The sequence below is a fragment of the Comamonas sp. C11 genome (assembly GCF_024496285.1).
In the GTDB taxonomy this organism is placed as follows: domain Bacteria; phylum Pseudomonadota; class Gammaproteobacteria; order Burkholderiales; family Burkholderiaceae_C; genus Comamonas; species Comamonas testosteroni_F.
On the sequence record NZ_CP101743.1, the window covers coordinates 2,589,693 to 2,603,869 of the forward strand.

Genomic DNA, 14,177 nt, shown 5'->3' on the forward strand with positions numbered 1-14,177 from the left:
GAACCCTTAATCCTCCGACACCATGAACCTTTCCCGATTTTTCATCGACCGCCCGATTTTTGCGGGTGTGCTGTCGGTGCTCATCTTTCTCGCTGGCCTGATCGCCATGCGAACGCTGCCGATCTCGGAGTATCCCGAGGTCGCTCCACCCTCGGTGGTGGTGCGAGCCCAGTACCCGGGCGCCAATCCCAAGGTGATTGCCGAAACCGTGGCCACGCCGCTGGAGGAATCCATCAACGGCGTGGAAGGCATGCTCTACATGGGCAGCCAGGCCACGACCGACGGCGTGATGACGCTGACCGTGACCTTCGCCCTGGGCACCGATCCCGACAAGGCCCAGCAGCTGGTGCAGAACCGCGTCTCCCAGGCCGAGCCGCGCCTGCCCGAGGAAGTGCGCCGCCTGGGCATCACCACGGTCAAGAGCGCGCCCGACCTGACCATGGTCGTGCACATGGTCTCGCCCAACGGGCGCTATGACATCGACTATCTGCGCAACTATGCCGTGCTCAATGTGAAGGACCGTCTGGCGCGCATCCAGGGCGTGGGCCAGGTGCAGATCTTTGGTGGCGGCGACTATTCCATGCGTGCCTGGCTGGACCCGCAGAAGGTGGCGCAGCGCGGTCTCTCGGCCGCCGACGTGGTGGCCGCCATCCGCGGACAGAACGTGCAGGCCGCGGCCGGTGTGGTCGGCGCCTCGCCCGGCCTGCCCGGCGTGGACATGCAGCTGTCCATCAATGCCCAGGGCCGTCTGCAGACCGAGGAGGAGTTCGGCGACATCATCGTCAAGACCGGTGCCGACGGCGCCGTGACGCGCCTGCGCGACGTGGCGAGGCTGGAGCTGGGCGCGGCCGACTATTCCCTGCGCTCCCTGCTCAACAACGACCCCGCCGTGGGCATGGGCGTGTTCCAGGCCCCGGGCTCGAACGCCCTGGAGATCTCGGCCAATGTGCGCTCCACCATGGCCGAGCTGCAAAAGCACATGCCCGAGGGCGTCGAGTTCCGCATCGCCTACGACCCCACGCAGTTCGTGCGTGCCTCCATCAAGTCCGTGGTCCAGACCCTGCTGGAAGCCGTGGCCCTGGTGGTGGTGGTGGTGATTCTGTTCCTGCAGACCTGGCGCGCTTCCATCATTCCGCTGCTGGCCGTACCGGTCTCGGTGGTGGGGACGTTTGCCGTGCTGCACCTGCTGGGTTTCTCGATCAATGCGCTCTCGCTGTTCGGCCTCGTGCTGGCCATTGGTATCGTGGTGGACGACGCCATCGTGGTGGTGGAGAACGTGGAACGCAACATCGAGGCCGGTCTGTCGCCGCGCCAGGCTACCTACCGTGCCATGCAGGAGGTGAGCGGGCCCATCATCGCCATCGCCCTGGTGCTGGTGGCCGTGTTTGTGCCGCTGGCCTTCATCAGCGGCCTCACGGGCCAGTTCTATCGACAGTTCGCGGTGACCATCGCCATCTCGACGGTGATCTCGGCCATCAACTCGCTGACCCTGTCGCCTGCGCTTTCCGCGCTGCTGCTGCGCGGCCACGATGCTCCCAAGGACGCACTGACACGCGGCATGGAGCGGGTGCTGGGCGGCTTTTTCCGCCGCTTCAATGCCTTGTTCCGCCGCGGCTCCGATGCCTATAGCGGCGGCGTGCAGCGCGTCATCGGTCGCAAGGCGCTGATGCTGGTGATCTATGCCGTGCTGGTGGGCGCGACCTGGGGTCTGTTCAAGCTGGTGCCCGGCGGTTTCGTGCCGGCCCAGGACAAGCAGTATCTGGTCGGCTTTGCCCAGCTGCCCGATGGCGCCACGCTGGACCGCACGGAAGACGTGATCCGCCGCATGGGCGAGATCGTCAAGAACAATCCCAATGTGGAAGACGCCATCGCCTTCCCCGGGCTGTCCATCAACGGCTTCACCAACAGCTCCAACTCGGGCATCGTCTTTGTCACGCTCAAGCCCTTTGCCGAGCGCACGCATGCCGACCAGAGCGGCGCTGCCGTGGCGGGCCAGCTCAACCAGGCCTTTGGCAGCATCCAGGAAGCCTTCATCGCCATGTTCCCGCCACCGCCCGTGGCTGGCCTAGGCACGACCGGCGGCTTCAAGCTGCAGATCGAGGACCGTGCCTCGCTGGGTTACGACGCCATGGACGCGGCCGTCAAGGCTTTCATGGCCAAGGCCTACCAGACGCCGGAGCTGGCAGGCCTGTTCACCAGCTGGCAGGTCAATGTGCCCCAGCTCTATGCCGCCATTGACCGCACCAAGGCGCGCCAGCTCGGCGTGCCCGTGACGGATATCTTCGAGACACTGCAGATCTACCTGGGCAGCCTGTACGCCAACGACTTCAACCAGTTTGGTCGCACCTACAGCGTGCGCGTCCAGGCCGATGCCGCCTACCGGGCGCGCGCCGAGGACGTGGGCCTGCTCAAGGTGCGCTCCACCACGGGCGAGATGGTGCCGCTGTCGGCGCTGATGAAGCTCGAACCCAGCTTCGGGCCGGAACGCGCCATGCGCTACAACGGCTTTCTGGCCGCCGATGTGAATGGCGGGCCCGCGCCCGGCTTTTCCTCGGGTCAGGCCCAGGCAGCCGTCGAACGCATTGCCGCCGAAACCCTGCCGCCCGGCATAGGTTTCGAGTGGACCGAACTGACCTACCAGGAAATCCTGGCCGGCAATTCCGCCGTGCTGGTGTTCCCCATCGCCATCCTGCTGGTCTTCCTGGTGCTGGCGGCGCAGTACGAAAGCCTGACCCTGCCGATTGCCATCATCCTCATCGTGCCCATGGGCCTGCTGGCCGCCATGACCGGCGTGTGGCTGAGCGGCGGCGACAACAATGTGTTCACGCAGATCGGACTCATCGTGCTGGTGGGGTTGTCGGCCAAGAACGCCATCCTGATCGTGGAGTTCGCCCGCGAGCTGGAATTTGCCGGCCGCTCGCCCGTGCAGGCCGCCATCGAGGCCAGCCGCCTGCGTCTGCGCCCCATCCTCATGACCTCGCTGGCCTTTGTCATGGGAGTGCTGCCCTTGGTGCTGTCCACGGGCGCGGGAGCCGAGATGCGCAGCGCCATGGGCGTGGCGGTGTTCGCCGGCATGATCGGTGTGACGGCCTTTGGCCTGTTCCTCACGCCCGTGTTCTACGTGGTGCTGCGCCGCCTGGCCGGCAACCGTCCGCTGCAGCAGCATGGCAGCCATGTGGCGCCGATCAGCGAGCCGGGTCACGGCGCCTCGGTCCTGCCCATGCCTGCTGCGCCGCGCGGCCATGACGAATAAGCCCAATCAACCATGGATTCCGATATGAAAACGATGCAAGGCATTCGATCCCTGATGCCGTCCCTGAGCGCGCTGGCGGCAGCCCTGGTGCTGGCGGGTTGCGCCAGTGCGCCGCCCACGGTGGCCGAGCATGCCGGCATTGCCGTGCCCGCTAGCTTCAGCGCCCAGGCCGCAGCCGCAGGCTGGACGCAGGCTGCCCCGGCCGAGGCCCAGCCGCGCGGTGCCTGGTGGCTGGTATTTGCCGACACCGAACTAAGCGCTCTGGTGGAGCGTGCGGGTGAAGCCAACACCGATGTGCAGACCGCTGCGGCACGTCTGGCCGAAGCGCGGGCACTGCTGCGCTCGGCCGATGCGCAGCGCCAGCCGCAGATCGCGACCGGGGGCGGTGCCGCCCGTCAGGCCGGAGTGAACACCGCGAACGGCATGCAGCCCGCAACCCTGGTCACGGCCGGCTTGAACTTCTCCTACGAAGCGGATCTGTTCGGCAGGCTGTCGCGGGCCAGCGAAGCGGCACGCGAGGACGCCAATGCACGCGAGGCCTTGCTGCAGAGCACGCGCCTGATGGTGCAGGCCGATGTGGCCCAGACCTATCTGCAGCTGCGTTCGCTGCAGACCGAACGCCAACTGGTCGAGCAGAGCCTGGCGGCCTATCGCGAGACTCTGACGCTGATCGAGAAGCGCTACCGCGCCGGCGATGCTGCCGAGCTGGATGTGGCGCGCATGCAGACCGAGGTTTCGGCCACCGAGGCCGAGACGCTGGCGCTGGAGCGCCAGCAGGCGGCCCTCACGCATGCGCTGGCCGTGCTGGTCGGCGATGTGGCCAGCGGTTTTGCGCTGGCTTCGCAGCCGCAGGCGGCAACGCTGCCCGTGATTCCGGCAGGCGTGCCCGCCACGGTGCTGGCACGCCGCCCCGATGTGTCGGCGGCCCAGGCATCGGTGCTGGCGGCCCAGGCGCGCGTGGGCGTGGCACAGGCCGCGTGGTTTCCCGCCATCACGCTCACGGGCAATGGCGGCTATGCCTCGCCGGAGCTCGGCGATCTGTTCAAGTGGTCTGCGCGCTCCTGGGGCATAGGCGCCTTGCTGTCCCTGCCCATCTTCGACGGCGGCCAGCGCGCTGCGCAGGAAGAGGGCGCCCGTGCGCGCCTGGAGGCCGCCGTGGCAGCCCAGCGCGGCCAGGTGCTCGCGGCCTTCCGGGAGGTCGAGGATCAGCTCAGTGCCTTGCGCCTGCTCTCGGGCCAGGCCCGTGTGTTGGGGCAGGCCGTGCAGTCTTCCGAGCGGGCCACGCACCTCTCGGACGTGCGCTATCGCAACGGTCTGGTGAGCCAGCTGGAGCTGCTGGATGCGCGCCGCAACGAGCTGCGTAACCGGCGCCAGGCCTTGCAGGTGCGTACTGCGCAGTACACGGCCACGGTGGCCCTGATTCGTGCACTGGGCGGAGGCTGGGGCAGCGGCGAGCCGCAGGCGGCTCGCGGATGAGGCGATAGCTGCGCTGTCCGCCATGGCGGCCGGTTTGCCGGCTTGTGACGCCTGCTGCTCAGCCAGCCGGTATTTGCAGCGCCCGGACAGGCTCAGCGGTTTGATGGGCATCAAGGCAAGACTTGAGGCACTGGCGGTGCAGGCGCCAGTGGTGCTAGATTCATTGGCGGTCCATGTGGATCGTCAATGGATGCTTCATGAACATCACTTTTCACGGTGCGGCGCAGTCGGTCACGGGGTCCTGCTTTCTGGTCGAGGCGCATGGCTGTCGCTTTCTGATCGACTGCGGCATGGCCCAGGGCGGCCGCGAGGCTGACGAGCACAACCAGCAAGCCTTTGCCTTTGATGCCGCAGGCCTGGACTTCGTCGTTCTGACCCATGCGCACATCGATCACAGCGGCCTGCTGCCCAAGCTCGTGGCCCAGGGCTTCAAGGGCCCTATCTATGCCACGCTGTCCACCAAGGACTTGCTCGAGGTCTTGCTCAAGGACAGTGCCCATATCCAGATGATGGATGCCGAGCGTGCGGCGCGGCGTCGGCGTGAAGGTCGGGGGCGTGAGCGCGAGCTGACGGTTCCTCTGTATTCGCTGGCCCATGTGGCGAGCACGCTGGAGCAGGTCCAGGCCAGGGCCTATGGACAGAGCTTCGAACCCCATCCTGCGGTGACGTTACGTTTTCAGGATGCCGGGCATATTCTGGGCTCGGCCATTGTGGAGCTGTGGCTGGCAGATGGCCATGGCGGCACGCGCAAGCTGGTGGCCAGCGGCGATTTGGGCCAGCCGGGGCGGGTGATTCTGCGCGATCCCACGCCGATCATGGACGCCGATGTGCTGCTCATCGAGTCTACCTATGGCGATCGGCAGCACAAGAGCACGGGCGATACCCTGGAGGAGCTGGTCGATGTGGTCACGCGCACGGTTCCCCATGGCAATGTGGTCATCCCGGCATTTGCCGTGGGGCGCACGCAGGAGCTGCTCTATCACTTTCTGCAGCTGATCCAGCAGCGACGCCTGCCGCCGGTAGAGATATTTGTGGATTCGCCCATGGCGGTTGCGGCCACCGATATCACGCTGCGGCACTTCGGCGTGTTCGACGAGGAGGCCAGGCAGTTGCTGGGCAGCGTCAGGAGACTCAAGGAGTCGCCGCACATTCATTTCATCAGCGATGTGGAGGACTCCATCAAGCTCAACCGCATCAAGAGCGGCGCGGTCATCATCTCGGCCAGCGGCATGTGCGATGCGGGGCGGGTGCTGCATCATCTGAAGAACAATCTGTCGAGGCCCGAGTGCGCGGTGGTGATCTGCGGTTTTCAGGCTGAAGGTTCGCTGGGTCGCAGGCTGGTCGACGGTGCCACGCTGGTGCGCCTGTTTGGAGATGAGGTCGAGGTCCGTGCCGGCATCCATACCCTGGGTGGCTTTTCGGCCCATGCCGACCAGCAGGCCCTGTTGGACTGGGCGGCCGCGTTCACCCGCCCACCGCAGCAGACCTTTGTGGTGCATGGGGAGCCGCATGCCTCCCTGGCCTTGGCCACGCTGCTGCACGAGCGCCTGCATTTCTCGGTGCGGGTTCCGCAGCCGGGCCAGGTCTTCGAGTTCTAGAACCTGCCAGGAGTCTCCGAGATGCGGAATCCTCCTTGCGCGCGGCCTGTTGCATGATGTTCTGGAGGCGAAGCCTGATGCCGGTCGAGGCCGGTTTCGCGCAGCGGCTTTTCGGCACTACGCTGGATGAACTGCTGCCCGGCATGCGTCTGCATGTGCGGCGTCTGGGCGATACCAGGCGCGCGCTCTCCCTGGGCGGCGGGCGCATCTATCTGCCGCGCAGCTTTTTTGAGCACCGGGACCCGCATGAGCCGCTGCGGCTTGCCCACCCTGTGGTGGCAGGCGTCTTCGCCCATGAGTTGCTGCATCAATGGCAGCGCCTGCAAGGCAGGGCGGTGACCTGGGAGGCGTTGGGCCTGCATCTGCGTGCGGCATGCCTGCGGCACAATCCCTATCACTATCAGGCCTGTGCAGATCCGCATCAGATGCTGAAGTGCTTTCTGGACGCAAGCGTGGAGCAGCAGGGGCAGATCTGGCAGGACCATGTTCAGGCCCTGGTGCAGGGCCAGCCGCTGGCCTGCATGTGCCTGATTGCCGAGCATGTGCTCAAGGCTCAAACTGGCCAATCCAGGTCGGGCCGAGCCAGAAAAGGCTAGGCAGCCGGGTTGAGTGCGGTTATGAGATCGTGTTCGTCCACATCGCGCGCCGCGCCGAAGCCCGCGACATGCCTGCCGCCTTGCGGCGTGATGCAGACAAAACGAAAGTCGCCCAGCGCCGTCATGGGCTCGGCTTCGGGAAAGCGCGTCAGATAGCTGGCACGGGCGCCTTGCCACAGGCCGCTGTCGCGCGGGGGCGTGGATGCCACGCCCCGAATGCTGATGCGCTCCAGCGCATGCACAGCTTCGCCAGCGGACTCTGGCCTGCTCACCAGCAGGCTGACGGCAGGATGCTGCTCCATGGCCTGTGTATGACTGGCCAGCGCACTGACATGCAGTATCAGGCAGCTGAATTCGCCACTCCAGGCCCAGGGCACCAGCGACAGGCCCGGGGCGGGGAGATATCCGGGGGCTGATGAGCCGGCCTGCGGCTGAACGGCCAGTGCGGCGGTACGCTGACTGGCGAGTAGCTGGCGCAGCGACTGCTGCAGGCGCGATTCATGAGGCATTTGCGCATGGTAAGCCAGTGCGCGGGGTCGGACCAGCTTGAGCCGCGTCAGGCCGCGCCGACCGTCACCTGCGTGACCGACTGTTGGGGCCATCCCGGATGCCGGGGCGAGGTTGCAGGCCTAGTCTTGCGGACTGATTAGTCCACCCGGACTATGTATACGCTTTTCTGATTGCCTGACTCATGCCCGCTCACCACAAGTTTTGGCCCAATCGGCTGCCACATTCCATCACCGTTCCCGTGACCAGTGTCTGGGAAAACCTTGCTATCAATGCCCGGCGTTATCCGGACAAGGCCGCGCTGGTGTTTCTGGGGCGCACCACGACCTACAGGCAACTGTGCGAGGGTACGGAGCGCATGGCCGCCTATCTGCATGGCCTGGGCGTGCAGAAAGGCGACCGCGTCATCGTGCTGATGCAAAACAGCTCGCAACTGGTACTGGCGCATTACGCCATTTTTCGAGCCAATGCGGTAGTTGTACCGGTCAACCCCATGAATACGGCGGAGGAGCTCAAGCACTACATCACGGATTCGGGCGCCAAGGTGGCCATCACCACGGCTGATCTGGCGCCGGAGCTGGCCAAGGCCAGCAATGCCTTGCCGCAGTCCGAAGCATTGCAGCACTTGCTGGTCACCCGATTCACCGACGGTTTTGATGCCGATGTGCAAGGGCCGGATGCACCGCCCGAAGCCTGGCGCAACTGGCTGCTGGGCGAGCGCGAGCCTGCCAGCCTGAGCCATGGCCAGGTCCATGCCTGGACGCAGGCCCTGGCCTGTAGCGAGCTGCCGCCGCCGCACACCGCGGGTCGTGACGATCTGGCCTTGCTGCCCTATACCAGCGGTACCACGGGCCAGCCCAAGGGCTGCATGCACCTGCACCGCAGCATCAACCACAACGCCGTCTCCGGTGCGCTGTGGGGCACGGGCACCAGCGAGAACGTGGTGCTCGCCGTCGTGCCCATGTTTCACATCACGGGCATGGTGTCCGTGCTGCACAGCGCCATCTACGTGGGGGCGACGCTGATCATCATGCCGCGCTGGGAGCGTGAGCTGGCCGGGCGCCTGATCTCGCACTATCAGGTCACCAGCTGGACCAATATCCCGACCATGGTGATCGATCTGCTGGCCAGCCCCAACTTCGCGTCCTTCGATCTGTCCAGCCTCAAATACATCGGCGGCGGCGGCGCCGCCATGCCCCAGGCCGTGGCCCAGCGGCTGCTGGAACAGTACGGCCTGCGCTTTTGCGAGGGCTATGGTCTGACCGAAACCGCCGCACCTTCACACAGCAATCCGCCCGACCATCCCAAGCAGCAATGTCTGGGCATACCCTTCATGAGCACCGATGCGCGCGTGATCAGCCCCGACACGCTGGAAGAGGTCGCCCAGGGGGAGCAGGGCGAGATCGTGGTCAACGGCCCCGAGGTGTTTGAAGGCTACTGGCAACGTCCCGAGGCGACCGAGCAAAGCTTTATGGAGCTGGATGGCAAGCGCTTTTTCCGCACCGGGGACCTGGGGCGCGTGGATGAGGATGGCTACTTCTTCATCACCGACCGGCTCAAGCGCATGATCAATGCCAGCGGCTTCAAGGTATGGCCGGCCGAGGTGGAATCGCTGATGTTCCGCCATCCCGCGATTCAGGAGGCCTGCGTGATCTCCGCCAAGGATGCCTATCGCGGCGAGACCGTCAAGGCCGTGGTCGTGTTGCGTGCCGGCCATGAGACTACGACGGCAGAGCAGATCATCCAGTGGTGCCATGACAATATGGCGGTCTACAAGGCTCCGCGCCTGGTGCAGTTCGTGACGGCTTTGCCCAAGAGCGGCAGCGGCAAGGTGATGTGGCGAATGCTGCAGGAGCAGGAAGCCGCAGTCTGAAGTGCAAAGAGGGGGAATGGCGGAAAGCAGCTGGAGTCGAACCAACCCGGGAGCGGCTGACGCCCCCCACCGGGTTTGAAGCCCGGCCGCGCCACCGGGCACGATTGCCTTCCTTGGAGTCAAGAGTGGCAGCTGTCACTCTTGTAGAAGATAGGACAGTGATTGTAGCCACCAATCCGGCACTTGATGACAAGCTGCACGACAATGCCTCATGTCACGGTCTACTCTGATTTGATAGCTTGTAGCGTACGCTGGATAAGGAATCTGAATTGATTTCTACCTGTTTTCCTTTCAGGCTCAGCGTGGCGTGCTATTCCAATGCACATCAGGGCGCAGCAGATGGGCGTCGCGCACGCGGCGTGTGTAGCCGGTGCGGTCGAAGAATTCGAGAATCTGGATGGCGCGCTTGCGGCCCAGACCAGTGGCATCGCGGAATGCGCTGGCCTCCACTTCTCCCCTGGCGTGCCGGCTGGCGATGTCGGCAACCAGGGCGGCGAGTTCATCCATGCGCGCCGGTGCATAGAACAAATCCTTGACGACCTGGAACAGCTGGCCCTGGCGCGAAAGCTTTTTGAGCAGCTGGCGCACCAGTTCTTCGCCTGCGGCATGGTCGCGCGCCAGATCGCGCACCCAGGGCGGGTCATAGCGGCCTGCCGCGATGGCGGGCAGCAGTTTTTCGGCCAGCGTCTGCTCGGCACTGCTCAGTTGCACGCTGTGCTGCGGCAAATGCAGCCAGGCGCCGGTGCTGGCTAGCAGCTTGCTGCTGAGCAGGGCATCGAGCAGGCCTTGATAGAGTGCGTCGTAGCTGCCTTGCTGCAGGCCGGGCAAGGCCATGCGCCTTAGCCGGGCCGCGTTGACGCCGGGCTCGTCGGGCGATTTTTCGTGAAAGCGCGCCAGACTGTCGATGAGCTGGTTCTGCAACTGCTGCCAGCGCTGCAGGCCCAGCACCAGGGTATCGCCGCCTGCGATGGGCAACTGGATGGTGTCGGCAAGGCTGCCCTCGGAGAAGGCATGGCCGCTCAGACGCACCAGCTGCGAACGCGCAATGCCGTGCGGAGCCTGGGCGACCAGAGCCCTGAAGTCGCTGCGGGCTATGAGCTGCTCCATGGCGTCGAGGTAGGCCATGCGTTCTGCGCTGCGGCGCTTGCGGCTCGGGGCATAGGGGTCGAGCACCATGCCGCCGGCGATGGTGCGACTGGCCTGGGCGTTGCGCAGAATCAGGCGGTCGCCGGGCAGGGCGAAGACCGGTGCATCCAGCACCAGTTGCACGCGGGCCTCGGTACCGGGCTCTATGGCCTCGTCCTGCAGCAGGGCGACATGGCCTGTGGTGCGCTTGGTGCCAAGGTGCACATGGACAGGCGTCCACTGGGCCAGCGAGGGTGCTTCGCTGAGCAGATGCAGATGAATGTCGAGGCGATCCGTGGCCTGCAGCAGGCGCGGGTCCATGATCCAGTCGCCGCGTTCGATCTCGTCCTTGCCTATGCCTGCCAGGTTCAGTGCGCAGCGCTGGCCGGCGACGCCGCTGTCGCTGCTCTGGTTCTGTGCATGAATGCTGCGCACGCGCACGGTCTGACCGCTGGCAGAGTGTGCCAGCGTATCGCCCACCCGCACCTGGCCGTTGAAGACCGTGCCTGTGACCACCGTGCCCTGTCCCGGCAGCGTGAAGACGCGGTCCACGGCGAGCCGGAACAGGCCGTCCCGGGGGCGAGCCTGCATCATCTGGGCCTGCACCTGCAGATGTTCGCGCAGGACCTTTACGCCGGCGTTGCCGGGTTCTGCAGCATTGGTCTCGAAGATGGGGCTGCCCGCCAGCGCAGTGACGCCGAGAATGGCGTTGATTTCACGGTGTACGTCGGCAATGCGCTGCGGCAGAACGCGATCGACCTTGGTCAGCGCCACGCTGCCACGCCTGACACCCAGCAGCTGCAGAATTTCCAGGTGCTCTATGGTCTGGGGCATCACGCCGTCGTCGGCAGCCACGACCAGCAGGGCGTGATCAATGCCCACGGCACCGGCGGCCATGGTGTGGACGAATTTCTCGTGGCCCGGTACGTCGATGATGCCCAGCACATCGCCGTTGGGAAGCGGGCTGTAGGCATAGCCGAGTTCTATGGAGATGCCGCGGGCTTTCTCTTCCTTGAGGCGGTCGGTTTCCACCCCCGTGAGCGCACGCACCAGCGTGGTTTTGCCGTGGTCGATATGGCCTGCGGTTCCGATGATCATGGTGTGCTTGTAGTTTTGATAGCTGCTGGCGCTTGTGTCTCAAGCGATGCAAGGTGTTTCTGTATAAATTCCGTGGGCGGGGCCATGGGGCTGGCTCAGGCCAGCAGCGGCAGTTGCGCGGCAAACAGTGCCTGGGCCGGGTTTTCCAGGCAGCGCAGATCCAGCCACAGCGCATCGTCATGCAGCCGCCCGATCACCGGCCGTGGCAGGCCACGAAAGCGCGCTTCAAGCCGGGTCAGCTGCCGACCCGCCTGCTTGCCGCTGGCCGGATAAATCCTGAGGCCGAAGCTGGGCAGGTTTTCCACGGGAAGGGCGCCGCTGCCGATCTGGCTGTTCATGGCAGCGGTCTCCACCACATAGTCCTGGCCCAGTGCCTGCTGCAGCAGAGGCTGCAACTGCTCGGCCTGGGTCTGCATGTCGCTGGCCTTGCGCGTGAACAGGCGCAGCGTGGTCAGCTCCTGGGCGAGCTTTTCGGGGTTCAGGTACAGGCGCAGCGTGGGCTCCAGTGCCGCCAGCGTGATCTTGCCCACGCGAAGAGCGCGCTTGAGCGGATTTTTCTTGATTCTGGCGATCAGCTCCTTGCGGCCCACGATGATTCCGGCCTGCGGACCGCCAAGGAGCTTGTCACCGCTGAAAGTGACGATGTCGGCGCCGGACTCGACCGTCTCGCGCACCGTGACTTCATAGGGCAGGCCCCAGTCGCGCATGTCGATCAGCGTGCCGCTGCCCAGGTCGACAATCATCGGCAGATTGCTGTCGTGCGCAATGCGGGCGACATCGGCGTCGGTCACTGCCTTGGTAAAGCCGGTGATGGCGTAGTTGCTGCAATGCACCTTCATGAGCGCGGCCGTGTTCTCGCCTATGGCCTCTGCATAGTCTTTCTCATGCGTGCGGTTGGTGGTGCCGACCTCGACGAGCCGGGCGCCGGCGCGGGTCATGACATCGGGGATGCGGAAGGCTCCGCCGATTTCCACCAGCTCGCCGCGCGAGACCACGACTTCCCGGCCCGTGGCCATGGTGGACAGCACCAGCAGTACGGCAGCAGCGTTGTTGTTGACAACGGTGGCTGCTTCGGCACCGGTCAGCTCGCAGATCAGCGACTCGACCAGGTCGTCGCGATCGCCGCGGCCGCCGTCTTCAAGGTCATATTCCAGATTGGCCGGGGCGCTCATGGCCTGCAGCACGGCATCGATCGCGGCCTGCGGCAGCAATGCGCGGCCCAGGTTGGTGTGCAGCACCGTGCCGGTGAGATTGAAGACAGGCTGCAGGCGTGGCGCAAACCGGGCCTGAAGATGGCGCTGTGCAGCTTGCACAATGCTGCCGATGTCGGCCTGCACGCTCTGGCCGGGCTGATCGGCAAAACCCAGGAGCTGCTGGCGCAGTCCCGTCAGCACATCGCGGACTGCCTTGGTGCAGGCGTCCAGGCCGTAGGACTCGCGCAGTACCTGCATCTCGACCGCGAGCAAGACCTTGTCCACGGCGGGAAGCTGGGAGGGGTGCGAAATTTCAGGGGCGGTCGCTGCAGTATTGCTCATGGCCAAGGTGTGTCGGGTCGTCGAAAAAATGAAAAAGGCGGCAGGAGTTCCTGCCGCCTTCATTATGGTGGCGGTTGGAGCCGGCAGGTTTACGCCGCAGGGTCCACCAGTTCGTGGTCGGCCTCGCCTTGCTGCTCTTCGGCCACGGCCACAAACAACAGAGGATTGGCGCTGGCGCGCTGGAACTGGGTCTCGCTCATCAGCAGATCCAGCATCAGGCTGGCCAGATCGTCGACCAGGGGTTCGACCATGGGGTTCTTTTCCTGATTCACGATCTTGCGGTAGCTGCCGCATTCGTCGCAGGTCTCGGCCAGAACTTCTTCGCCCGCACCGTCAATGCCTTGGTAGTGGATGCCCTTGGTCGATTCGCAGTGTGTGCACTTGACACGAACCATATGCCATTCGCAGGCACAGGTGCCGCAATGAGCGTAGCGGTGACCGGCCATTTTGCCGCCAATGCGGATGACGCTGGCCACAGGCTCGCTGGCGCAGACGGGGCAGATGCTGGCGGGGTCTGTGTATGGAACGTCTCTGGGGCTGAGTTTGGACGAACGCTTGGCGAAAGCCACCTGCAATGCTGCCATGATGAAAGGGGCCAGGCCCACATGGCGTGCGGCTACTTCTTTTTGCAGCAGCTTTTTGGCAATGTCTTCTCGGGTTTCGGGCTCGAGCGCGCGTAGTTCCTTGAGCAGGGGCTGCAGGGGCTCGGGCAGACCCTCGCTGCTTTGCAGCGTGTCGAGCATATTGTCCAGCACTGTCTGCCAGACGGGATCGATGTTGTCCACAGCAGGCAGCAGGGGCATGGAATGCTCCTGGGCGCGTGCCATCAGGGTGGCATCGGCGGGTTCGACTTCCACGGCGCTCACGGCCTTGTGCTGTGCGTCCATGATCTGGGCCACAAACAGCAGATAGTCTGCAATGGGGTTGCCGTTGGCCAGCTGGCGCAGGCGTGCAGCGCGTTCGGCGAACAGACTGCTTACCTGGGGCAGCAAGATGCGGGGAAAGCTGGTGTGATCCAGTGCTTCGATTTCACCGGGTTGAAGAATGCGTTGCATTGACAGGGTTTCCAAATGAATCAGCCGCCGAGCGCCGATAAACGCTTGGCGGCTGGGTTGT

At 65.0% G+C, this 14,177-nt stretch carries 9 protein-coding genes and 1 tRNA gene; 5 read left to right on the plus strand and 5 right to left on the minus strand.

The window, feature by feature from the left end; all coding sequences use genetic code 11:
- The first annotated feature begins 22 nt into the window (after positions 1-22).
- The 4 genes from NOX35_RS11875 (at position 23) to NOX35_RS11890 (ending at position 6,923) form a co-directional block, all read left to right on the plus strand.
- Entirely contained in the window at positions 23-3,253 is a 3,231-nt protein-coding gene (locus NOX35_RS11875) for an efflux RND transporter permease subunit (protein ID WP_182286869.1), read from the plus strand.
- A 12-nt stretch (positions 3,254-3,265) separates the two neighbouring features.
- Complete coding sequence (locus NOX35_RS11880) at positions 3,266-4,729, plus strand: efflux transporter outer membrane subunit (RefSeq protein WP_256496713.1); 1,464 nt, start codon at positions 3,266-3,268, stop codon at positions 4,727-4,729.
- Positions 4,730-4,926: 197 nt separating this feature from the next.
- Positions 4,927-6,327, plus strand: coding sequence for an MBL fold metallo-hydrolase RNA specificity domain-containing protein (locus NOX35_RS11885; RefSeq protein ID WP_182286871.1), 1,401 nt, complete (start codon positions 4,927-4,929; stop codon positions 6,325-6,327).
- Between the two features lie 53 nt (positions 6,328-6,380).
- On the plus strand, positions 6,381-6,923 hold the full coding sequence (locus NOX35_RS11890) for a hypothetical protein (protein ID WP_256496714.1): 543 nt from the start codon (positions 6,381-6,383) through the stop codon (positions 6,921-6,923).
- On the opposite strand, the gene NOX35_RS11895 is transcribed toward NOX35_RS11890, so the two are convergent.
- Entirely contained in the window at positions 6,920-7,432 is a 513-nt protein-coding gene (locus tag NOX35_RS11895) for a pyridoxamine 5'-phosphate oxidase (RefSeq protein ID WP_256496917.1), read from the minus strand. The two genes, NOX35_RS11890 and NOX35_RS11895, sit on opposite strands and share 4 nt — an antisense overlap.
- A 182-nt stretch (positions 7,433-7,614) precedes the next feature.
- Between NOX35_RS11895 and NOX35_RS11900 the strand changes: the two genes are divergently transcribed.
- Positions 7,615-9,303 carry a long-chain fatty acid--CoA ligase gene (locus tag NOX35_RS11900; protein ID WP_256496715.1) on the plus strand — a complete coding sequence of 563 codons (1,689 nt, stop codon included), beginning with the start codon at positions 7,615-7,617 and terminating at the stop codon, positions 9,301-9,303.
- Positions 9,304-9,320: 17 nt separating this feature from the next.
- Here the strand turns inward: NOX35_RS11900 and NOX35_RS11905 are convergent.
- The 4 genes from NOX35_RS11905 to fdhE form a co-directional block, all read right to left on the minus strand.
- Positions 9,321-9,416 (minus strand) — tRNA-Sec (locus NOX35_RS11905).
- Between the two features lie 184 nt (positions 9,417-9,600).
- A complete protein-coding gene (selB, locus tag NOX35_RS11910; RefSeq protein WP_256496716.1) occupies positions 9,601-11,526 on the minus strand; it encodes a selenocysteine-specific translation elongation factor in 1,926 nt (641 codons plus the stop codon).
- Between the two features lie 95 nt (positions 11,527-11,621).
- Entirely contained in the window at positions 11,622-13,061 is a 1,440-nt protein-coding gene (gene selA, locus NOX35_RS11915) for an L-seryl-tRNA(Sec) selenium transferase (protein ID WP_256496717.1), read from the minus strand.
- Between the two features lie 89 nt (positions 13,062-13,150).
- Positions 13,151-14,116, minus strand: a complete 966-nt coding sequence (gene fdhE / locus NOX35_RS11920) for a formate dehydrogenase accessory protein FdhE (protein ID WP_256496718.1) — start codon at positions 14,114-14,116, stop codon at positions 13,151-13,153.
- Positions 14,117-14,177 lie beyond the last annotated feature (61 nt).

Coding starts and splice junctions, on each gene's coding strand:
- NOX35_RS11875 (WP_182286869.1), top strand. CDS start 23: ATGAACCTTTCCCGATTTTTCATCGACCGCCCGATTTTTGCGGGTGTG.
- NOX35_RS11880 (WP_256496713.1), top strand. CDS start 3,266: ATGGATTCCGATATGAAAACGATGCAAGGCATTCGATCCCTGATGCCG.
- NOX35_RS11885 (WP_182286871.1), top strand. CDS start 4,927: ATGAACATCACTTTTCACGGTGCGGCGCAGTCGGTCACGGGGTCCTGC.
- NOX35_RS11890 (WP_256496714.1), top strand. CDS start 6,381: ATGATGTTCTGGAGGCGAAGCCTGATGCCGGTCGAGGCCGGTTTCGCG.
- NOX35_RS11895 (WP_256496917.1), bottom strand. CDS start 7,432: ATGCCTCATGAATCGCGCCTGCAGCAGTCGCTGCGCCAGCTACTCGCC.
- NOX35_RS11900 (WP_256496715.1), top strand. CDS start 7,615: ATGCCCGCTCACCACAAGTTTTGGCCCAATCGGCTGCCACATTCCATC.
- selB (WP_256496716.1), bottom strand. CDS start 11,526: ATGATCATCGGAACCGCAGGCCATATCGACCACGGCAAAACCACGCTG.
- selA (WP_256496717.1), bottom strand. CDS start 13,061: ATGAGCAATACTGCAGCGACCGCCCCTGAAATTTCGCACCCCTCCCAG.
- fdhE (WP_256496718.1), bottom strand. CDS start 14,116: ATGCAACGCATTCTTCAACCCGGTGAAATCGAAGCACTGGATCACACC.